Origin of the sequence: Clostridium drakei, assembly GCF_000633595.2 — a bacterium.
In the GTDB taxonomy this organism is placed as follows: Bacteria; Bacillota; Clostridia; order Clostridiales; family Clostridiaceae; genus Clostridium_AM; species Clostridium_AM drakei.
The window spans coordinates 71,966-91,312 of record NZ_JIBU02000045.1; the positions used below are offsets into that span (position 1 = coordinate 71,966).

17 protein-coding genes, 11 tRNA genes and 1 pseudogene are annotated in these 19,347 nt (G+C 31.4%); 28 read left to right on the forward strand and 1 reads right to left on the reverse strand.

The window, feature by feature from the left end; all coding sequences use genetic code 11:
* The first annotated feature begins 46 nt into the window (after positions 1 to 46).
* From EG57_RS0219745 to EG57_RS0219815, 15 genes are all read left to right on the forward strand, one after another.
* Positions 47 to 1,036: an AIR synthase family protein gene (locus EG57_RS0219745; RefSeq protein WP_032078852.1), complete on the forward strand. Its 990-nt coding sequence runs from the start codon at positions 47 to 49 to the stop codon at positions 1,034 to 1,036.
* Positions 1,037 to 1,082: 46 nt separating this feature from the next.
* Positions 1,083 to 1,832 (forward strand): ribonuclease PH, encoded by a 750-nt coding sequence (gene rph, locus EG57_RS0219750; protein ID WP_032078853.1) that lies wholly within the window; start codon positions 1,083 to 1,085, stop codon positions 1,830 to 1,832.
* Positions 1,829 to 2,434 carry an XTP/dITP diphosphatase gene (locus EG57_RS0219755; protein WP_032078854.1) on the forward strand — a complete coding sequence of 202 codons (606 nt, stop codon included), beginning with the start codon at positions 1,829 to 1,831 and terminating at the stop codon, positions 2,432 to 2,434. The genes rph and EG57_RS0219755 overlap by 4 nt, the downstream gene beginning before the upstream one ends.
* Positions 2,435 to 2,437: 3 nt before the next feature.
* Positions 2,438 to 2,908: a metallophosphoesterase gene (locus tag EG57_RS0219760; RefSeq protein WP_032078855.1), complete on the forward strand. Its 471-nt coding sequence runs from the start codon at positions 2,438 to 2,440 to the stop codon at positions 2,906 to 2,908.
* Positions 2,909 to 3,031: 123 nt separating this feature from the next.
* Positions 3,032 to 3,107: transfer RNA gene (locus tag EG57_RS0219765), tRNA-Pro, on the forward strand.
* A 38-nt stretch (positions 3,108 to 3,145) separates the two neighbouring features.
* Positions 3,146 to 3,221: transfer RNA gene (locus EG57_RS0219770), tRNA-Pro, on the forward strand.
* Between the two features lie 52 nt (positions 3,222 to 3,273).
* Positions 3,274 to 3,347 (forward strand) — tRNA-Gly (locus EG57_RS0219775).
* 5 nt (positions 3,348 to 3,352) lie between these two features.
* Positions 3,353 to 3,429 (forward strand) — tRNA-Arg (locus EG57_RS0219780).
* A 7-nt stretch (positions 3,430 to 3,436) separates the two neighbouring features.
* Positions 3,437 to 3,512: transfer RNA gene (locus EG57_RS0219785), tRNA-His, on the forward strand.
* 23 nt (positions 3,513 to 3,535) lie between these two features.
* Positions 3,536 to 3,610, forward strand: a tRNA-Gln gene (locus tag EG57_RS0219790).
* Between the two features lie 3 nt (positions 3,611 to 3,613).
* Positions 3,614 to 3,689 (forward strand) — tRNA-Lys (locus tag EG57_RS0219795).
* Positions 3,690 to 3,732: 43 nt separating this feature from the next.
* Positions 3,733 to 3,817 (forward strand) — tRNA-Leu (locus tag EG57_RS0219800).
* A 23-nt stretch (positions 3,818 to 3,840) separates the two neighbouring features.
* Positions 3,841 to 3,915: transfer RNA gene (locus tag EG57_RS0219805), tRNA-Gly, on the forward strand.
* A gap of 5 nt (positions 3,916 to 3,920) precedes the next feature.
* A tRNA-Gly gene (locus EG57_RS0219810) sits at positions 3,921 to 3,994 on the forward strand.
* Between the two features lie 80 nt (positions 3,995 to 4,074).
* Positions 4,075 to 4,151: transfer RNA gene (locus tag EG57_RS0219815), tRNA-Arg, on the forward strand.
* A gap of 238 nt (positions 4,152 to 4,389) precedes the next feature.
* Here the strand turns inward: EG57_RS0219815 and EG57_RS25235 are convergent.
* Positions 4,390 to 5,918: pseudogene (locus tag EG57_RS25235) on the reverse strand (methyl-accepting chemotaxis protein); the annotation flags it as partial.
* Positions 5,919 to 6,734: 816 nt separating this feature from the next.
* Here EG57_RS25235 and ilvA point away from each other — a divergent pair.
* From ilvA to carA, 13 genes are all read left to right on the forward strand, one after another.
* Positions 6,735 to 7,949, forward strand: a complete 1,215-nt coding sequence (gene ilvA / locus EG57_RS0219825; RefSeq protein ID WP_032078856.1) for a threonine ammonia-lyase — start codon at positions 6,735 to 6,737, stop codon at positions 7,947 to 7,949.
* A 271-nt stretch (positions 7,950 to 8,220) separates the two neighbouring features.
* The gene (locus tag EG57_RS0219830) at positions 8,221 to 9,369 is read left to right on the forward strand and encodes a double-cubane-cluster-containing anaerobic reductase (RefSeq protein WP_032078857.1); all 1,149 of its coding nucleotides are present in this window, start codon (positions 8,221 to 8,223) and stop codon (positions 9,367 to 9,369) included.
* Positions 9,370 to 9,483: 114 nt separating this feature from the next.
* Entirely contained in the window at positions 9,484 to 10,743 is a 1,260-nt protein-coding gene (locus EG57_RS0219835; protein WP_032078858.1) for a double-cubane-cluster-containing anaerobic reductase, read from the forward strand.
* Between the two features lie 15 nt (positions 10,744 to 10,758).
* Positions 10,759 to 11,010 carry a putative Se/S carrier protein gene (locus EG57_RS0219840; RefSeq protein ID WP_032078859.1) on the forward strand — a complete coding sequence of 84 codons (252 nt, stop codon included), beginning with the start codon at positions 10,759 to 10,761 and terminating at the stop codon, positions 11,008 to 11,010.
* A 70-nt stretch (positions 11,011 to 11,080) separates the two neighbouring features.
* Positions 11,081 to 11,839: an acyl-CoA dehydratase activase gene (locus EG57_RS0219845; RefSeq protein ID WP_032078860.1), complete on the forward strand. Its 759-nt coding sequence runs from the start codon at positions 11,081 to 11,083 to the stop codon at positions 11,837 to 11,839.
* Between the two features lie 224 nt (positions 11,840 to 12,063).
* Complete coding sequence (gene pyrB, locus EG57_RS0219850; RefSeq protein WP_029163049.1) at positions 12,064 to 12,984, forward strand: aspartate carbamoyltransferase; 921 nt, start codon at positions 12,064 to 12,066, stop codon at positions 12,982 to 12,984.
* Between the two features lie 20 nt (positions 12,985 to 13,004).
* Positions 13,005 to 13,436, forward strand: coding sequence for an aspartate carbamoyltransferase regulatory subunit (locus EG57_RS0219855; RefSeq protein WP_029163048.1), 432 nt, complete (start codon positions 13,005 to 13,007; stop codon positions 13,434 to 13,436).
* 69 nt (positions 13,437 to 13,505) lie between these two features.
* The gene (locus EG57_RS0219860) at positions 13,506 to 14,690 is read left to right on the forward strand and encodes a dihydroorotase (protein WP_032078861.1); all 1,185 of its coding nucleotides are present in this window, start codon (positions 13,506 to 13,508) and stop codon (positions 14,688 to 14,690) included.
* A gap of 48 nt (positions 14,691 to 14,738) precedes the next feature.
* A complete protein-coding gene (pyrF, locus tag EG57_RS0219865) occupies positions 14,739 to 15,611 on the forward strand; it encodes an orotidine-5'-phosphate decarboxylase (RefSeq protein ID WP_032078862.1) in 873 nt (290 codons plus the stop codon).
* A gap of 41 nt (positions 15,612 to 15,652) precedes the next feature.
* The gene (locus tag EG57_RS0219870) at positions 15,653 to 16,393 is read left to right on the forward strand and encodes a dihydroorotate dehydrogenase electron transfer subunit (RefSeq protein WP_029163045.1); all 741 of its coding nucleotides are present in this window, start codon (positions 15,653 to 15,655) and stop codon (positions 16,391 to 16,393) included.
* Positions 16,394 to 16,464: 71 nt separating this feature from the next.
* Positions 16,465 to 17,358 (forward strand): dihydroorotate dehydrogenase, encoded by an 894-nt coding sequence (locus EG57_RS0219875; protein ID WP_032078863.1) that lies wholly within the window; start codon positions 16,465 to 16,467, stop codon positions 17,356 to 17,358.
* A 27-nt stretch (positions 17,359 to 17,385) separates the two neighbouring features.
* Positions 17,386 to 17,967: an orotate phosphoribosyltransferase gene (gene pyrE / locus EG57_RS0219880; protein ID WP_032078864.1), complete on the forward strand. Its 582-nt coding sequence runs from the start codon at positions 17,386 to 17,388 to the stop codon at positions 17,965 to 17,967.
* A 318-nt stretch (positions 17,968 to 18,285) separates the two neighbouring features.
* Positions 18,286 to 19,347, forward strand: coding sequence for a glutamine-hydrolyzing carbamoyl-phosphate synthase small subunit (gene carA / locus EG57_RS0219885; RefSeq protein ID WP_032078865.1), 1,062 nt, complete (start codon positions 18,286 to 18,288; stop codon positions 19,345 to 19,347).

The following is a 19,347-nucleotide window of genomic DNA, read 5'->3' on the forward strand; positions in this document are numbered from 1 at the left end:
GTGTGAAATAGTGCTTATTTATTTTTATAGAAAGGAAGAAATTTTTATGAAAGTCGGAAAATTAAATTGGGATGATTTAAAAAGCATAATAGATAGCTCTAAAGGAGCAATTAGAAATGATGTTAAAATTAAAAGCGGAATAGGAGAAGATTGCAGTGTAATAGACTTTGGAGAATATGAATGTGTAGTATCAACAGATCCTATTACTGGAGCAGAAAAAAATCCTGGGAAATTAGCGGTAAATATAAATTGCAATGATATAGCATCTTCTGGAGTAGAACCTTTAGGTATATTAGTTACAATATTAGCACCAGAGAATTCTTCTTTAGAAGACATAAAAAGTGTTATGAAGGAAATAGGAGAAGAAACTAAAAAATTAAATGTTGAAATTTTAGGAGGACACACGGAAGTAACCAGAGCTGTGAATAAAATGGTGATATCCTGTACTGTTATAGGAAAGGGATTGAAAGATAAGTCCATTGCTACTTCTGGAGCTAAGGAAGATGATGATATAATAGTAACTAAATCATTATGCCTTGAAGGAACAGGTATAGTTGTAAGTGATTATACGGATAAAATTAAAGGTGTTTTGACATGTGAAGAAATAGCAGAGGCTAAAGCATATTTAAACAGTTTAAGTGTAGTAAAAGAGGGCGTTATAGCAGGAAAATTTGGAGTTAATTCAATGCATGATATAACTGAAGGTGGAGTTTTAGGTGCATTGTGGGAGGTCGCTAAAGCTAGCAATTTAGGATTTAGAGTATATAAAGAAAAAATGCCTATAAGTAACATAACTCAAAAGATATGCAACAAATATTCAATAGATCCTCTAAGACTTATATCTTCTGGAAGTATGCTTATAACAACTAAAAATGGAGATAAATTGATAGATATATTGAAAGAACAAGGTATAGAAGCATCTATAATAGGCAAAATTGTTAAACAGAATGGTATTTTGATAGAAGGACATATTGAGAAGGAAGTGCTTCCACCAGAAAGAGATGAATTATTTGTATTAGAAGAAAGAATAATATAGTTTGATTGTTGTGTAATTTATATTAAGAGTCATTGGAGGGATAGATTTGAGAATAGATGGTAGAAAAAATGATCAAATTAGACATACAAAGATTACAAGAAATTATACTAAGTATGCCGAGGGATCTGTGTTGATAGAGGCAGGAGATACAAAAGTAATTTGTACAGCTTCAATAGAGGATAAAGTACCTCCATTCTTGAAAGGCAAAGGTGAAGGATGGATTACTTGTGAATATAATATGATACCTAGATCAACTAAAGTTAGAAAAATCAGAGATATCAATAGAGGAAAAATTGATGGAAGGACTATGGAGATTCAGAGAATAATTGGAAGAGCACTTAGGTCTGTAGTAGATCTAAAATCAATTGGAGAAAAGACAATATGGATAGATTGTGATGTTATACAAGCAGATGGAGGAACAAGAACAGCCTCAATTTCAGGAGCTTTTATAGCTTTAGTAGATGCAGTAAATAAGTTACACAAACAAACTCCCTTTAATGTATATCCAGTTAGAGATTTTGTAGGTGCTATAAGCGTAGGAATTGTAGGAAATGTGAAAATGCTGGATTTATGTTATGAAGAAGATTCTAAAGCTAATGTTGATATGAATGTGGTAATGACAGATTCGGGAGAATTTATAGAAATACAAGGTACGGGAGAGGAAAAACCATTTTCTAAACAGGATTTAAATGAACTTTTATTGCTTGCTGAGCAGGGAATAAATCATGTGATCCAAATACAAAAAGAAAGTTTAAAGATGGATTCATTATGGATTGGAACAGGTGAGAGAAAATGAAAAAATTGATAGTTGCAAGCAACAATAAAAATAAAATAGTAGAGATTAAAGAAATACTTTCGAAATATTCTATAGAAGTTTTGTCTCTTAAGGAAGCAAATATAAATATTGATGTTGAAGAAGATGGCACTACTTTTATGGAAAATGCCTATAAAAAGGCTAATGAGATACATAAAATTTTAAAAAATAAAATGGTATTAGCAGATGATTCAGGACTTGTGGTTGATTGCTTAGATGGAGCACCAGGAGTATATTCAGCAAGATTTGCAGGTGAGCATGGAAATAATAAGAAAAATAATGAAAAGCTGTTAAGGTTATTGAAAGAAAAAGATGATAGAGATAAAAAAGCAAAGTTTGTATGTGCTATGGTGCTAATATCGGAAGCAGGCAAAGTAATAAAGGTTCAAGGAGAAATAGATGGAACAATAATAAACGAAGAAAGAGGATCAAATGGATTTGGATATGATCCAGTATTTTATATACCAGAATATAAAATGACTTTTGCACAAATGAAGTCTGATTTAAAAAACTCAATAAGTCATAGGGCGAATGCTCTAAAAGAATTGGAGCGTGAAATTATAAATCTTATGGGGGATGAGTAAAAGTTGAAGATAGGTGTAATAAGCGATACTCATAGATATGTATGGGTTATTGAAAATGCCATAAAAAAGATAGGAGATGTAGATGTATTAGTACACTTAGGAGACAATGTGCAAGATGTTAAAGAAATAGAAAAGTATTATAAGGGTAAGATTATAAATGTTAAGGGAAATTGCGATTTTGCTGTGGATGTCCCTAGTGAAAAAATTGAAGTTCTTGCAGATAAAAGAGTATTTATAACTCATGGTCACAGATATGATGTAAAATATGATTTATCCAGAATAAGGTATAAAGCTTTAGAAATTAAAGCTGATATAGTACTTTTTGGACATACACATGTATCACAAATTGCTTATGAGGATGGTATATGGTTTGTAAACCCGGGAAGCCCTGCAGTACCAAGAGATGAGTTCTATAGTGTAGCTATAATAGAGATAAAAGATGGTAAGATTAATCCAGGGATAAAGGGAGTTTAAATAAAAAAAACTAAAAAAGTTTTAAAATATGTATTGACGAATTCCGATATATCGTGTAGAATAATTTATGTTGTCGGGAGTTGATAAAAACTTCTAAGAACGTTCAAGATAAGTCTTGAATGTCGGGGTGTGGCGCAGATGGGAGCGCGCGTGGTTTGGGACCATGAGGTCGCAGGTTCAATCCCTGTCACCCCGACCATTGAAAAGATTATTTAGGTGATTAAATCACTGAAATGCCGGGGTGTGGCGCAGATGGGAGCGCGCGTGGTTTGGGACCATGAGGTCGCAGGTTCAATCCCTGTCACCCCGACCAAGAGGCTTAGTACTAAAAAAGTTAATAAGTTTCTGTTATATTTTGATAATTTGCGGGTGTAACTCAATGGTAGAGTGCTAGCCTTCCAAGCTAGTTACGAGGGTTCGATTCCCTTCACCCGCTCCAAATATGCGTTTTTAGCTCAGTTGGATAGAGCAACGGCCTTCTAAGCCGTGTGCCAGGGGTTCGAATCCCTTAAGACGCACCAAATTGCGGTGGACGTAGTTCAGTTGGTAGAGCGCCAGATTGTGGTTCTGGTTGTCGAGGGTTCGAGCCCCTTCGTTCACCCCACAAATATAACAAATAACAAATATTGGGGTGTCGCCAAGCGGTAAGGCATAGCACTTTGACTGCTACATTCGTAGGTTCAAATCCTGCCATCCCAGCCATATGGTTTACTAGCTCAGTTGGTAGAGCACATGACTTTTAATCATGTTGTCCGGGGTTCGATTCCCCGGTAAGCCACCAATAAGTATATTTTATACTTATAAGTTATAATTTAAAAATACATGCAGGTGTGGCGGAATTGGCAGACGCACTAGACTTAGGATCTAGCGCCTAACGGTGTATGGGTTCGACTCCCTTCACCTGCACCATGTATTCTGAATCAACAAAGATTGCGGGAGTGGCTCAGTGGTAGAGCGTCACCTTGCCAAGGTGAACGTCGCGAGTTCGAATCTCGTCTTCCGCTCCAAACATGCGGGTGTAACTCAATGGTAGAGTGCTAGCCTTCCAAGCTAGTTACGAGGGTTCGATTCCCTTCACCCGCTCCAAATATGCGTTTTTATGTTTTAAATGTTAAGTTTTAATTCAGAGACCTGGAAGTAAGTAAAACGCACAAATATCCTAATGAGCGCCCATAGCTCAGTTGGATAGAGTGATGGACTTCGAATCCAGAGGCCGCGGGTTCAAATCCTGCTGGGCGCACCATAAAGAATTGAAAGCACTAGGGTTAGTGCTTTTTTAATTTTTTGTATTTTTATTCCATTTTACCATTAATCAGAAATGGTTTTTAACATTGGCTCAGCTAAGCATAATGTTCGAAGATAGGATTGAACATTATATATGAAAAATTACTACTGATGTATATACCATATCAGTAGTAATTTTCGAATAAACTTTATCATATCAACTTAAATTTACACAAAGATATATGCTTTTTCTAAAATTATACTTTAAATTTATGAACCATTTCATTGAGTTTTGTGCAAGTTCAGCTTGACTTTGAGCAGATTTAGAAACCTCACTTACAGCCTTTGTTATCTCGTTTATACTGCTCATTATCTCTTCTGAACTAGCTGCTGATTCTTCTGAAGTTTCAGATATATTTTCAACTGAGCCACTTATATTACTTATAGCATTATCCATTTGTTTTGAAGAATCTGAAATTTCTTCGGCCATGTTCTTTATAAATTCAGCATCTTTTTCATATTGTATACCTGTATTCATAAGAAGCGCATAATTAGGATTTACATTATTTGATATATAATCTAATATATCTTGTCCGCTTTTTGACAAAGAATCAAAAGAATTTTTTACCTGGGAAACCATATTCTTTATATTTAGTACAGCTTGAGAAGATTGTTCTGCCAAATCTCTAACCTCATCTGCAACTACAGCGAAACCCTTTCCTTGTTCCCCAGCTCGGGCAGCTTCTATTGCAGCATTTAATGCAAGGAGATTTGTTTGTTCTGCTATGTTTCCAATGGAATCAGCCATAATTTTAACTTGTTCGACAACTTTGCCATCCTCAATAGATTTTATAATATTATCGTGTTTTTCTTTATATATTGTGTTTCCATCTTCTATATTTTTAGCCGCTTTATTTCTTATTTCAACTGCACGTTTTGTTATTTCATCTGAAGAATTTTGTGCACTTATTGATTTGTCTAATAATGCATTAGTTGAAGTAGAAATCTCTTGCATGGAATCGTTTACCTTCTCTGTTGTTGAGCTTAATTCTTGCGCGCCTTGTGCTATTTGTTCAGTGGATTCGTTTGCAGCTTCCATCATAGATGTAATTTGCTCAGTAGTTGCAGATAGTTCTTCACTAGAAGCACTTATATCTCCAGCGCTATTCATTATTGAACTTATTAAATCTTTCATATGTTCGCAAGCTTTATTTAAGGCTTTTCCTAAATTTCCTATTTCATCTTTGCTGTCTACTTCTATGGATTTAGTTAAATCTCCATCTTCCAAAGCTTTTGCTAATTCTAAAACCTTAGTAATTTCCTTTGAAATCATAAATGCTATAAATAAACCAAGCATAATTGCAACTACTAATCCTAGCACAATTATAATAGTGGTAGTAATTAAAGATGATTTATATGTAATTCTATTTTGAATATCTGATTTATCTGCTTTATCAGAATTTATTTTTATTAAATTATCCATATCTTCATAAATTTTTATTCTTGCCTTGGTAATATTGGAAAATTTTTCTTGAGCATCTTTATAATTATTTTCATCAACAAATTTTATTACAATATTAAAAGCCTCCTTATATGTGTTTCCATCTTCTTTTAATTTTAAAAAAGTTGATTCTTCTTCATTAGATAATAGTGTTTTTTCATAATCACCTATACTTGTATCATTTTTACTAATCAAATCATTAATTTCTTTTTTTAAGTTATTTTTGTCACCTAAGTTCTGCTGATAAACAATTTTCAATAGATCTGATCGAATATCTGCATAATTTATACCTCCTTAAAAATTTCATTGTAATTTGATGCACATATTCGATTTTTTTATATGTATTTATATAATCAGTTGTAAATAGTGTTGGAATAACTGATTATAATAACTAAATTATAAAATTTTGGGGATAACTCAAAATGTTTTATATTTAGCTAAAATACAATCAAAATAAACAATATAAATATATATTCGACAAAAATACTATTATACTTTAATGAAATTATAGAATATTATCTTTAAATTAAATTATAATTAAAAAATCATTATAGACCAGTAAATTTATGAACTAAACGTTATATGAATGATAACAAAATTCGATGCTGAAATTTGTTTGTTTTTTTAACTTTAAAAGGTTTTAAAGTTTATCATTAGTGGGCACAATATAAATACTTGATGCATCTGGTACCGTAAAATGTGTTTTTTAAAGGAAAATGAAATTTTTTCTTCTGCATATGAAATAAAAAAATCAAAATTTATAAAATATATCGCAAAAAAATGTAATTTAAATCAAAATATAATTGTAGAAAACGTTTAAGTGTGATAGAATATAATTAGAAATTAAGAAAACATAAAATTAGTTTTAAACATATTCTGATGAAATTATTTAAAAAAACAGATATCTGCGTACAACGAACAAGTGTAAACGTTTGATAGAAAGACAAAATGTAAAAAAATTCAACACTGTAAAAATATACAATATAAAAACTTTGACAAAAAATATATGAAATATTTAATTCAATATTTGAAAATTATGATAGAAATTATCCATTAAGGATGAATTATATAAAATATTTATACAAGCAGGGGGAATAAGTTATGGAATTAAATTTAGAAAGAATCAAAAAAGCTCAAGAAAATATTAAGGAAGTAGTAAGAAAAACACCTATGTTTCATACAAGTACTTTCTCAAAAAAATGTGATTGTAATTTATACTTAAAGTGTGAAAATAAACAAAAAACTGGTGCTTTCAAATTAAGGGGAGCATATAATAAATTAGTTAATTTAACAGAAGAAGAAAAGAAAAGAGGAGTTATAGCTTCTTCAGCAGGAAATCATGCCCAAGGAGTTGCTTATGCTGCAACATCATTTAATGTTAAATCTACTATAGTAATGCCATTAACTGCACCACAAGCAAAAGTAGCAGCAACAAAAGGATATGGTGCTGAAGTTATTCAGGCAGGTCAAGTATATGATGAATGTCATGATAAAGCTGTAGAAGTACAAAAAGAAACAGGAGCAACGTTTTTAGAACCATTCAATGATATAGATGTAATGGCAGGCCAAGGAACCATAGCTCTTGAAATGTTAGAAGATTTACCTGAAGCTGATGTTATAGTAGTTCCAATTGGTGGTGGTGGATTAATATCTGGTATTGCCGTAGCAGCTAAATCAATAAAACCTTCAATAAGAATAGTAGGAGTTGAACCAGAAATAGTACCATCTGCAAAAGTTGCACTAGAGAAAGGAAAAGCTACTACTGTACCAGGAGCAAAATCTTTAGCTGATGGTATATCAGTTAGCACAATAGGAGACGAATGCTTTAAATACATTCAAAAATATGTAGATGAAGTAGTTACAATAAGTGAAGATGAAATAGCTCATGCTATGTTTCAAATAATGGAAAGAAATAAACTAATAGTTGAAGGCTCAGGAGCAGCACCTTTAGCAGCTTTGTTAGCTAAAAAAATAGATGGAATAGAAGGCAAAAATGTTATTGCTCTAGTTAGTGGAGGAAATACTGATATAGCAACTACAGCTAAAATAATAGAAAGAGAATTAGTTTTTGAAAAGAGAAGAATAAGATTTGAAGCAGAACTTCAAGATAAAGCAGGAACATTAGGAGCTTTAATATCTGAAATAGGAGCAATGGGTGGAAATGTTGTTACAGTAAGACAAAACAGCAACTGGAATGAAAGAGGGCTTGAATCTGCTGATGTATCATTAGAAATTACAGTTCAATCTGAGGAACATGGGGAGAGTATAATAAAGAGCTTAAGAGATAAAGGATATGTTATAAATATAAAAAAATAATCTAATATCCTCTTAAATTTATAAATTTAGATTTGTTGAATAAATATCAGCCTTGCGGCTGATATTTATTTTTACAAAGTTATTAGAATATAATAATAAGTAACTATATAAATTTGTTATAGATATATAATTGATTATAAATAAATATAATAAGTAGCAGTAGTGTATATATGCTATTATAAAATTGATAATGTTTATAATGTCATGTTTTCCGATTGTAATGGAGAATAGTACTTTGAATAAATTTAATGTATAAATTGGAGGATTTAAAATGAATGAATTGCCACAAAAAATAAATGAATTTGGTGAAAAGAGAAGAAAAGGTTTTGTAACTATAAAAAATCTTAAGGATGAGGGAAAAAAAGTTGTAGGTGTGTTTTGTGCGTTTACTCCAAAAGAGGTGATTTCTGCAGCTGGAGCTATACCAATAGGAATATGTGGAACTAGTGAAGAGCCAATACCTGATGCTGAAAAGCATCTGCCAAGAAATTTATGTCCTCTTATAAAATCCAGTTATGGTTTTGCTATAACAGAAAAGTGTCCTTACACCTATTTTTCAGATTTAATAGTAGGGGAAACTACTTGTGATGGAAAGAAAAAAATGTATGAAATGCTTGGAAAGATAAAAGATGTGCATGTAATGCAGTTACCTCAGACTACAAAAGGTGAAGACTCTTATAAACTTTGGAAAAATGAAATTATTAAACTAAAAGAAAAATTGGAAAAGAAATTTAATGTAGAGATAACTGAAGAAAATTTAAGGGATGAAATTAAATTGAAAAATAGAGAGAGGGAAACTTTAAGGGAATTCTATGAACTAGGGAAAATGACTCCGCCTCCTATTGAAGGCATAGATATATTAAAGGTTCTTAGAGGTGCAGCTTTTAGCTATGATAAGGAAGAGGAAATAAAAACTATAAGTGATATGACAAAAAGTATTAAAGAAGCTTATGAAAAAGGAGAAAAGAAAGTATCTAGTTCAGCAAAAAGAATACTAGTAACAGGATGTCCTTTAGGTGAGTCCACTGATAAAATAATCAACACGATAGAACAAAATGGAGGAGTGGTTGTTTGCTTCGAAAATTGTGGAGGTGTTAAAGATATAGGATTTTTAGTAGATGAAAATATTGATCCTATGGATGCCCTTACAAGTAAATATCTAAATATAGCTTGTTCTTGTATGACACCAAATAATAATAGAATAGAATTGTTGTCTAAGCTAATAGATGAATATAAAGTTGATGGAGTTGTAGATGTAATACTTCAAGCATGCCATACTTATAATGTAGAAGCTTATACAATAAAAGAATTTGTAACAAAAGAAAAAAATATACCTTATTTAAATATAGAAACTGATTATTCTCAAACGGACATAGGACAGCTTAAAACTAGAATTGGTGCTTTTATAGAAATGATTTAATTTTTGAAAAAGAATAATTTATAGATTCAACATGTACTATTAAATATTAAAATAACGTTTTCAAGATTTGTTATGTTAATATGTATGTATAAAATGTAGTTGGAGGTAGTTATAATGGGAGATTATAGAAAATTATGGACAGATCTAGGAGTAGATTTGGAAAAGCATGATAAGTTATGTGCTGTATTGCCAGAACTTTATGGTGATACATATTTAAATCAAGAAGACAGACCAGAAGGTATGAATTATTTTAATTTTGTTGTTGCTGAAGTACACGGACTTAGAATACAAGAATTAGATGAACATAGAAAAAAAGGCGGAAAGGTAATAGGTACTTTTTGTGTATTTGTACCAGATGAAGTAATACTTGCAGCTAATGCTATTGGAGTTGGACTTTGTGCAGGTTCACAATTTTGGATAGAAGATGGAGAAAAGGTTTTACCAAGAAATATGTGTCCGCTTATAAAAGCATTTATGGGAGCTAAAGTTGGTGGTACCTGTCCATATTTCCAATCTTGCGATATGATAATAGGAGAAACTACCTGTGATGGTAAGAAAAAGGCTTGGGAAGTACTAGAAGATTATGTTCCAGTTCATGTTATGGATTTACCACAGATGAAAAGAGATAAGGATTATACATCATGGGGTAGTGAAATAAAAGATCTTATTGGAAAAGTTGAAGAACTTACAGGCAATAAAGTTACAGTAGAGAGCCTTAAAGAAGGTATAAAAATAGCTAATGCTAAAAGAAGAGCATTAAAGAGATTGTATGATTTAAGAAAGTACAAGCCATCACCAATTAGTGGTTTGGATTGCCTTTTAATATCTCAAATTGCTTTTTATGATGATCCTCATAGATTTGTTGAAAAATTAAACGAACTCTGTGATGAATTAGATGAAAAAGTTAAGAATTTAAAAGATCAAGGAAAGAAGAGATTAATGATAACAGGAACTCCTATGGCATTGCCAAACTGGAAACTTCATTCCATAATAGAAGGATTAAATGCACAAGTAATAGTGGAAGAAACTTGTACAGGTACAAGATATTTTGAAAATGAAGTGTCAGAAGAAGGAGAAACTATAGATGAATTAATTAAAAATTTAGCAGATAGATATTTAAATATAAACTGCGCTTGTTTTACTCCTAACACAGGCAGAATAGATGATATAATAAAATATTCAAAGGAATATAATGTAGATGGTGTAATAGATTTTAATTTATCATTCTGTCATACTTATGCAGTTGAACATAAAGCAGTTGAGAAAGCTTTAAAAGAAAAAGATATACCTGTTATGCATATAGAGACAGATTATTCCACAGAGGATGCTGGACAAATAAAAACAAGAGTAGAAGCTTTCCTTGAAATGATTTAAAAGAAGGTAAGCAAAATGCAGCAAATAAGATATTATATATTATTTCCATCTCATACAGAGGGTATGAAATTGGAGAAAGTGTTGAAAGAACAAAAAATAAAGTATACAATAGTACCGACACCTAGGCAACTTTCAACTTGCTGCGGTATTTCTATAATGTATAATAAAGAGGATGAAGATAAGATAAAAGCTTTAATAGATATGCACAATGTGAAGATTTTAGGGTTTCATTCTGTGGATAAAAAGGTAAAAAATCCATATTTGTAAGTAAAAAATTTAAATGGGGAATGGAAAAGCATGTTTTCCATTCTCTATTCTGTTAAACTGGAGGTTTTTAATGTTTTACGTAGGAATAGATATAGGATCGACTGCTTCAAAGGTTTGTATTTTTAATGATGATGAAATGAAAGATACATTTGTTTTGCCTACAGGCTGGAGTGGTGTGAAAACAGCAGAGGATATAAGAGGAAAATTGAAAGAATTAGATTTGAACAAAGATAACTCTAAGATTGTTGCTACAGGTTACGGTAGGGTTTCTGTACCTTATGCAGATAAAACTGTTACTGAAATAACTTGTCATGGAAAAGGAGCATATTATATTTTAGGTGAAGACTGTACTGTTATAGACATAGGAGGACAAGATACTAAAGTAATAACTGTACAGGATGGAAAGGTAACTAATTTTACTATGAATGATAAATGTGCAGCAGGTACAGGAAGATTTTTGGAACTCATGGCAAATACTTTGGGACTTAGTATAACAGAAATGTGTGAAATGTCAGAGCAAGGGAAAGAAGTTACTATAAGTTCTATGTGTACAGTTTTTGCAGAATCAGAAGTTATAAGTTTAATTGGCAGTGGAAAAAGAAGAGAGGATATTGCTTGCGGAGTAGTAGATTCTATAGCAAGTAAGGTAAAGTCCTTATGTCAAAAACATTCGGATAGTTTTAATTATTTTTTGACAGGTGGATTAAGTAACAATAAGTACATAATAGAAAAATTATCGGAAAAGCTTCAATCAAGAGTCAAAGCTGATGAATTAGGCAGATATGCAGGAGCTATAGGTGCTGCATTAGTGGCAAAGTCTTTGAAATAAATATTGACTTTGCATATAAATTATGATACAGTAAATAAGATAAAAGTTGAATATTGAAAATTTAAACCTTTAAAACTAATCCAGAGAGATTAGAAAGGCAAATTGAAGAAAAAAGTATAGTTAAAATGTATGTAGAGAAACCATGCCTTCCTTAATCTTTAAAGGAAAGGCATTTTTTTATACCTTTAAATTTAGCACAGAGAGGCTAAGAAGGAGGAGATATTATGTTAAAAGGTAGAAATTTAATAGACCCTATGGATTTTACATTAGAAGAACTAGAGGAAATTTTTAAATTAGCAGGTCAAATTATTGCAAGTCCAGAAGAATTTGCCCATGTTTGTCAGGGTAAATTACTAGCCACACTATTTTATGAACCAAGTACAAGAACTAGATTCAGTTTTGAAGCAGCAATGTTAAGACTTGGTGGTCAGATTATAGGATTTTCAGAACCAAATTCAAGTTCAGTTGCAAAGGGAGAAAGCGTAGCAGATACTATAAGAACAGTAGGATGTTATGCAGATATAGTTGCTATGAGACATCCTAAAGAAGGAGCACCTAAAGTTGCAGCTATTAACTCTCCAATACCAGTTATAAATGCTGGAGATGGTGGACATCAGCATCCAACACAAACACTTACAGATCTTTTAACAATTAAGTCTATAAAAGGCAGATTGTCAAATTTAAAAATAGGTCTTTGTGGAGATTTGAAATTTGGAAGAACAGTTCACTCCTTAATAAAGGCCATATCTAGATATCAAGGCAATAAATTTGTTTTGATAGCCCCTAAAGAACTTAAAGTCCCAGAGTATATAATTAAAGAATTAAATAAAAATAATATAGAGTATAGGGAAGTAGAAAAGTTAGAAGATGTTATAGGAGATTTGGATATACTTTATATGACAAGAGTTCAAAAAGAAAGATTTTTTAATGAGGAAGATTATATAAGACTTAAGGATAGCTATATATTGGATGAAGCAAAAATGTCTATAGCATCACAGGATATGATAGTTCTTCACCCTCTTCCAAGAGTTAATGAAATAGCTTATGAAGTAGATGATGACCCTAGAGCTTGCTATTTCAAACAAGCTAAATATGGAATGTATGTAAGAATGGCATTAATTGCTAAGCTTTTAGGTGTTAGATAATTTTGAAGGGGGATTATAATATGTTAACAATAAATAGTGTGAGAAATGGTATAGTAATAGATCATATAAAGGCTGGACACGGAATAAAGATATTTAATTACTTAGGATTGGATAATGTTGATTATTCAGTTGCATTAATAATGAATGCAGAAAGTAAGAAGTGTGGAAAAAAGGATATAATTAAGATAGAGAATATTTTAGAATTGGATCTTAAAGTACTAGGATTTATAGATCCTAATATAACAATAGATATAATAGAAGATGAAAAAATAAAGGAAAAGATAAAATTAAAGTTACCTGAAAAAGTTGAAAATATAATAAAATGCAAAAATCCAAGATGTATAACTTCTGTAGAGAGAGATTTAACACATGTGTTTCATCTTACAGATGAGGAACGTGGAGAGTACAGATGCTTATACTGTGATGAAACCTACAGAGTTTCAGATATGTAGAACTTAGTATAATTTTTAAGAGGATAAATTATCTTTTGTCCTCTTGATCGAAAGAAAGGGGATGCTTATATGGAACTATTAATAAAAAATGCAAAAATAGTAGATTGGTCACAGAACTTCATTGGAGATATTTATATAAATGAAGGTATAATTTGTGAAATAGGAAAGAACTTAAAAAAAGATTGTGAAATTATAGATGCTGAAGGATTAACTTTATTGCCATCATTTATAGATTTACATGTACATTTTAGGGAACCTGGATTTACAAATAAAGAAGATATTGAAAGTGGAAGTTATGCTGCAGCTAAAGGTGGATATACTATGGTAAACCTTATGGCAAATACCAAGCCTATATGCAGTAGTATGGATACTATAAATTATGTTTTAAATAGAGCGAAAGAAGTAGGAATTATAGATGTTCATCAAGTATCAAGCATAACAAATAATTTTGATGGAAGAGATATAAGTCATTTGGATAGGTTAGATCCTTCTGTAAAAATAATATCAGAAGATGGAAGCGATGTAATGGACAGCAAGGTTATGCTTGAAGCAATGGTTAAAGCAAAAGAAAAAGGGAGAATTGTTATGTGCCATTGTGAGGAACATTTACTTAGTAATATAGACACAAGGTTGTCAGAAAACACTATGACATGGAGAAATATAGCATTAGCTGAATTTACAGGATGTGCAGTTCATATAGCACATGTAAGTACAAAAGAATCCATGGAATATATTATAGAAGCTAAGAAAAAAGAAATTAATGTAACTTGTGAAGTTGCACCACACCATATAGCACTTGTAGACAATGATTATAGAGTAAATCCTCCTATTAGAAAAAAAGAGGATGTTGAGTTTTTAATAAAGTCTATAAAAGATGGATGGGTAGATGCTATAAGTACAGACCATGCACCACATACGGCAGAGGATAAAAAGAATGGATCACCAGGAATATCAGGAATAGAAACTGCTTTTTCAGTATGCTATACAAAGCTTGTAAAAGAAGAAAAAATAAGTTTTAGTAAGCTTTCAGAAATAATGTCTAAAAATCCAGCTTATATAATGGGTGTTAAAAAAGGACAAATAAAAATAGGCTATGATGCAGATTTAGTTTTAGTAGATACAGAGAAAAAATATGAAATATGCTCAGATACTTTTAAATCAAAGGGTAAAAATACTCCTTTTAATGGAACGAATGTATATGGAGCTGTGATAAGAACATTAAAGTCTGGAAATACAGTATTTAGCGAAATATAAAAGTGAGCATAAAAATCCAATAAAGTGTGAATGGAGCTGTAATCAATTATGATAATAGATAAATTGTTTGAAAGTGTAGAAAAGAATGGTCATGTATGTGTTGGTTTAGATACTGATGTAGAATATATTCCTAAGTGGGTAATTAACAAGAATACTTCAATAGAAGATGCTATTTTTGAATACAATAAAAATATAATAGATGCAACTTTAGATGTAGCTAGCTGCTATAAAGTCCAAATAGCATATTATGAAGCATTAGGTATATCAGGGCTAATGGTTTATAAGAAAACTCTTGAATATATAAGAAGCAAAAAGGCTATAGTAATTGCAGATATAAAAAGAGGAGATATAGCTAAAACAGCAGAGATGTATGCAAAGGCACATTTTGAAGGAGATTTTGAAAGTGACTTTGTAACTCTAAATCCGTATATGGGATTGGATGGAGTGGAACCTTATTTACCTTATGTAAAAAATAAAGAAAAAGGTTTGTTTTTGCTGGTTAGAACATCTAATAAAGGTGCTGAAGATATACAGTATGTAGATACAAAGGAAAAAGAAAAAGTTTATAACGTTGTGGGAGAAAAGATACAACAAATTGGAGAGCAGTGCATGGGAAGTTGTGGATATAGTTCCATAGGTGGAGTTGTTGGATGTACTCATGTAGAAGAAGGAATAAAGCTTAGAGCTGACTTAAATAAGATGTTTTTCCTTATACCTGGATATGGAGCACAAGGAGGAAAAGCTGAGGATGTAGCACTTTACTTGCATCAGGGAAATGGAGGAGTAGTTAATTCTTCTAGAGGAATACTACTTGCCTATAAAAAGGTTGAAGATGGAGAAAAAAATTACGGAGAGTGTGCAAGAAAAGAAGTTGTAAGAATGAGAGATGATATACTTAGTAAATTGAAGATTAATGGCTAAATCTATATATGATTAGTTATTTAAGGAAGAGAGAATGATTTATGGAAAAAGTAAAGATGAATTATTCAACTGAAAAAGTTTATGAAAATATTGAAATAGAAAATCCAGTATATAAATTAACTATTAAAGGCAAATTTAATGGTAAGCCAGGTCAGTTTTATATGTTGAAATGTTGGAACAAAGAACCTATTTTATCAAGGCCTATAAGTATAAATCATATAGATGAGGAAAAAATAGTTTTTTTATATCAAGTAGTTGGTGAAGGAACTGAAATTTTAAGCAAGTTGAAGAAATCTGAAACTGTAGAAATTATGGGGCCACTTGGAAATGGATTTGACATAGATAATATAAAAGGAAAAGTAGCTATAGTTTCAGGAGGTATAGGAACAGCACCTATGCAGTATGTGGCAGAATCCCTTAAGGAGTGTAAGGTAGATTTGTACGCAGGATTTAGGGATAAAAGCTACATTATTGATGAATTTAAGGGAATTGTTGAAAATGTAAATGTATCAACTGAAACTGGAAGAGAAGGACATAAGGGATATATAACGGATATATTTAAACCTGAGCTTTATGATGTAGTCTTATGTTGTGGGCCAGAAATTATGATGAATAAAGTAATTAAGCTTTGCAAAGATAAGAATGTAAAAGTTTATGTTTCTATGGAAAAACATATGGCCTGTGGTGTAGGTGCCTGTTTAGTATGTACTTGTAAAACAAAGCATGGAAACAAAAGAACATGCAAAGATGGTCCAGTGTTTTCAGGGGAAGAACTTTTATAGAGGACAATTGACAGAGGACATAGGACAGTGAAAGTTGACTTCTTAATTAATATTGAGAATGGAGAATTAAGATGAATGTGAATATATGCGGAGTAGATTTGAAAAATCCAGTTATTGCTGCATCAGGTACTTTTGGTTTTGGTGAGGAATATGCTAATTTTTATGATGTATCAAAATTAGGAGGAATATGCACTAAAGGTCTTACATTGAACCCTAAAGAAGGAAACGATGGCATAAGAGTATTTGAAACAAGAGGCGGAATGTTAAATAGTGTAGGACTTCAAAATCCAGGAGTTGATCATTTTATACAGTATGAACTTAAAAATATGAAAAAGTTTGATACAGCTATAATAGCCAACTTAGGTGGGGCAGCTATTGAGGATTATATAAAAGGCGTAGAAAAGCTTAATAGTACGGATATAGACATACTAGAACTTAATATATCCTGTCCTAATGTTAAATCAGGAGGAATGGCTTTTGGAATTAAATCAAAAGTTGCTTTTGAAGTAGTATCTGAAGTTAAAAAGATTTGCAAAAAACCTTTGATGGTGAAACTTTCACCTAATGCAGAGGATATCACAGATATGGCTTATAGATGTTGTGAGGCAGGAGCGGATTCTATATCTCTTGTAAATACTTTTAAAGGCATGGCTATAGACATTAATAAAAGGAAACCTGTATTTGATAATATATCAGCAGGGTTATCAGGTCCTGCAATAAAACCTATAGCACTTAGAATGGTTTATGAAGTTAGTAAGGCAGTAAATGTTCCTATAATAGGACTTGGAGGAATAAGCAGCTGGAAGGATGCTGTAGAATTTATTATGGCAGGTGCTACTGCAATTCAAGTTGGAACAGCAAATTTTATAAAGCCAGATATATGTTTAGATATTATAAATGGAATAAAGAATTATATGGAAAAAGAAAATATAAAAGATTTATGTGAAATAAGAGGAATTGTATAAAATTTCATGCATATGGAGGAATTTAAAATGGAAAACACAGATAAAATGGTTATAGATACATTAAAAGAAGTAGGTGCACTTTTAGAAGGACATTTTCTTCTATCTTCAGGAAAACATAGTAATAGATATTGTCAGTGTGCAAAATTACTACAATATCCTGATAAATCTGCAAAAGTTTTAAAGGTAGTAGCAGATAAGCTTAAAGATGTAGATTTTGATATTATAGTAGGACCAGCTATGGGAGGCGTAGTTGTATCCTATGAACTAGCAAGACAAACAGGAAAACCTGGAATATTTGCTGAAAGACAAGATGGAAAGATGACTATAAGAAGAGGATTTGAAATAAAGAAAGGACAGAAGGCTATAATATCAGAAGATGTTATAACTACAGGTAAGTCTTTTCTAGAAGTAGCAAATATCATTAAAGAGTTAGGTGGAGAAGTGGTAGGAATAATTTGTATAGTAGATAGAAGGGCAGAAGGGGTAGAAGTAGAATATCCTTTATACAGTGCTGTAAAGTTAGATATTAAAAGTTATGAAAAAGAAGAATGTCCTATGTGTAAAGAAGGTACACCATATGTAAAACCTGGCAGCAGGAATATTAAATAGCTAAGTATTGTTCTATATATATTTTTATTTTAGACCTCAAACTATTAAAGTTTGGGGTCTGTTTTTTATAAAATACTTTAATTGAGGGGTTATTGACAACACGATATCTTTGTGATATTCTATGTATAAATATTAATTGTAATGAATAAAAATAAGCAAGATAAATTTAAAAATCAGCCTAAAATCAATTAAAAAGCAAATGACAAATTTTATTTTATACATAAATGCTGTATAAATTTAAGTTTAGAGTGAAATGGGCTTGAACCTTCTGTGGCACGCAGGGGGCTTTATTTATAAAAAATTATAGAGGTGAATAGTATGAACGGATTATTATATTTAGAAGATGGTAGCATATATGAGGGAAAAGGTTTTGGTAAAAATGGAACTTCTGTTGGAGAGCTTGTTTTTAATACTTCAATAACGGGGTATCAGGAAATACTTACAGATCCATCCTATGCTGGTCAGGTAATAACAATGACATATCCACTAATAGGTAACTATGGTGTAAATAGTTTTGAGGATGAATCCACTAAGGTACATGCAAAAGGTTTTGTGGTTAAAAACATATCAGATAATCCTTCTAACTACTTAAGCGAAAATACTGTAGATCATATGCTTAAAAAGATGAATGTAGTTGGAGTTTGTGATTTAGATACAAGAAGTATAACTAAGAAGGTAAGAAGTAAAGGGGCTATGAAGTGTGTAATATCAACAGAAGATTTAAGCAAAAAACAGCTTGATGAATATTTAGACAAAAGTGAATTACAAGGAAACTTTATGGAAGAGGTTAGTACTAAGAAAGTTATTCATATAGAGGGCAAGGGTGAAAAGGTTGCTGTTATAGATTTTGGAGTAAAATCAAATATAATAGAAAATTTAAAGCATAGAGAATGTGATATAACAATATTTCCTTATGATACATCTTATGAAGAGATAGTAAAGTTTAATCCACAAGGAATTCTTTTAAGCAATGGTCCTGGAGATCCTAAAACAGTAAAGGAAGGAATAAAATTAATAAAAAGTATAATTGATAAATACCCTATATTTGGAATATGCTTAGGACATCAGATGTTGGCTCTAGCAGTTGGAGGGGATACTTATAAGATGAAATATGGACATAGAGGTGGAAATCATGGGGTATATGATATAGAAAAGGATAGAGCGTATATAACATCTCAAAATCATGGATATGCAGTAGATGCTGAAAGTGTAAAAGAGAAAATGATTATAACTCATGTGAATTTAAATGACAATACAGTGGAAGGCATGAGACATAAAGAGCTTTCTGTATTTTCTGTGCAGTTTCATCCAGAAGGTGCACCAGGACCACAAGATTCAGCATATTTGTTTGATAAATTTATGAAATCAATGAAAGCATAA

What these genes read in the sequence shown, in the direction of transcription:
- EG57_RS0219745 (WP_032078852.1), top strand. Translation starts at nt 47, where the DNA reads ATGAAAGTCGGAAAATTAAATTGGGATGATTTAAAAAGCATAATAGAT.
- EG57_RS0219755 (WP_032078854.1), top strand. Translation starts at nt 1,829, where the DNA reads ATGAAAAAATTGATAGTTGCAAGCAACAATAAAAATAAAATAGTAGAG.
- ilvA (WP_032078856.1), top strand. Translation starts at nt 6,735, where the DNA reads ATGGAATTAAATTTAGAAAGAATCAAAAAAGCTCAAGAAAATATTAAG.
- EG57_RS0219830 (WP_032078857.1), top strand. Translation starts at nt 8,221, where the DNA reads ATGAATGAATTGCCACAAAAAATAAATGAATTTGGTGAAAAGAGAAGA.
- EG57_RS0219835 (WP_032078858.1), top strand. Translation starts at nt 9,484, where the DNA reads ATGGGAGATTATAGAAAATTATGGACAGATCTAGGAGTAGATTTGGAA.
- EG57_RS0219840 (WP_032078859.1), top strand. Translation starts at nt 10,759, where the DNA reads ATGCAGCAAATAAGATATTATATATTATTTCCATCTCATACAGAGGGT.
- EG57_RS0219845 (WP_032078860.1), top strand. Translation starts at nt 11,081, where the DNA reads ATGTTTTACGTAGGAATAGATATAGGATCGACTGCTTCAAAGGTTTGT.
- pyrB (WP_029163049.1), top strand. Translation starts at nt 12,064, where the DNA reads ATGTTAAAAGGTAGAAATTTAATAGACCCTATGGATTTTACATTAGAA.
- EG57_RS0219855 (WP_029163048.1), top strand. Translation starts at nt 13,005, where the DNA reads ATGTTAACAATAAATAGTGTGAGAAATGGTATAGTAATAGATCATATA.
- EG57_RS0219860 (WP_032078861.1), top strand. Translation starts at nt 13,506, where the DNA reads ATGGAACTATTAATAAAAAATGCAAAAATAGTAGATTGGTCACAGAAC.
- pyrF (WP_032078862.1), top strand. Translation starts at nt 14,739, where the DNA reads ATGATAATAGATAAATTGTTTGAAAGTGTAGAAAAGAATGGTCATGTA.
- EG57_RS0219870 (WP_029163045.1), top strand. Translation starts at nt 15,653, where the DNA reads ATGGAAAAAGTAAAGATGAATTATTCAACTGAAAAAGTTTATGAAAAT.
- EG57_RS0219875 (WP_032078863.1), top strand. Translation starts at nt 16,465, where the DNA reads ATGAATGTGAATATATGCGGAGTAGATTTGAAAAATCCAGTTATTGCT.
- pyrE (WP_032078864.1), top strand. Translation starts at nt 17,386, where the DNA reads ATGGAAAACACAGATAAAATGGTTATAGATACATTAAAAGAAGTAGGT.
- carA (WP_032078865.1), top strand. Translation starts at nt 18,286, where the DNA reads ATGAACGGATTATTATATTTAGAAGATGGTAGCATATATGAGGGAAAA.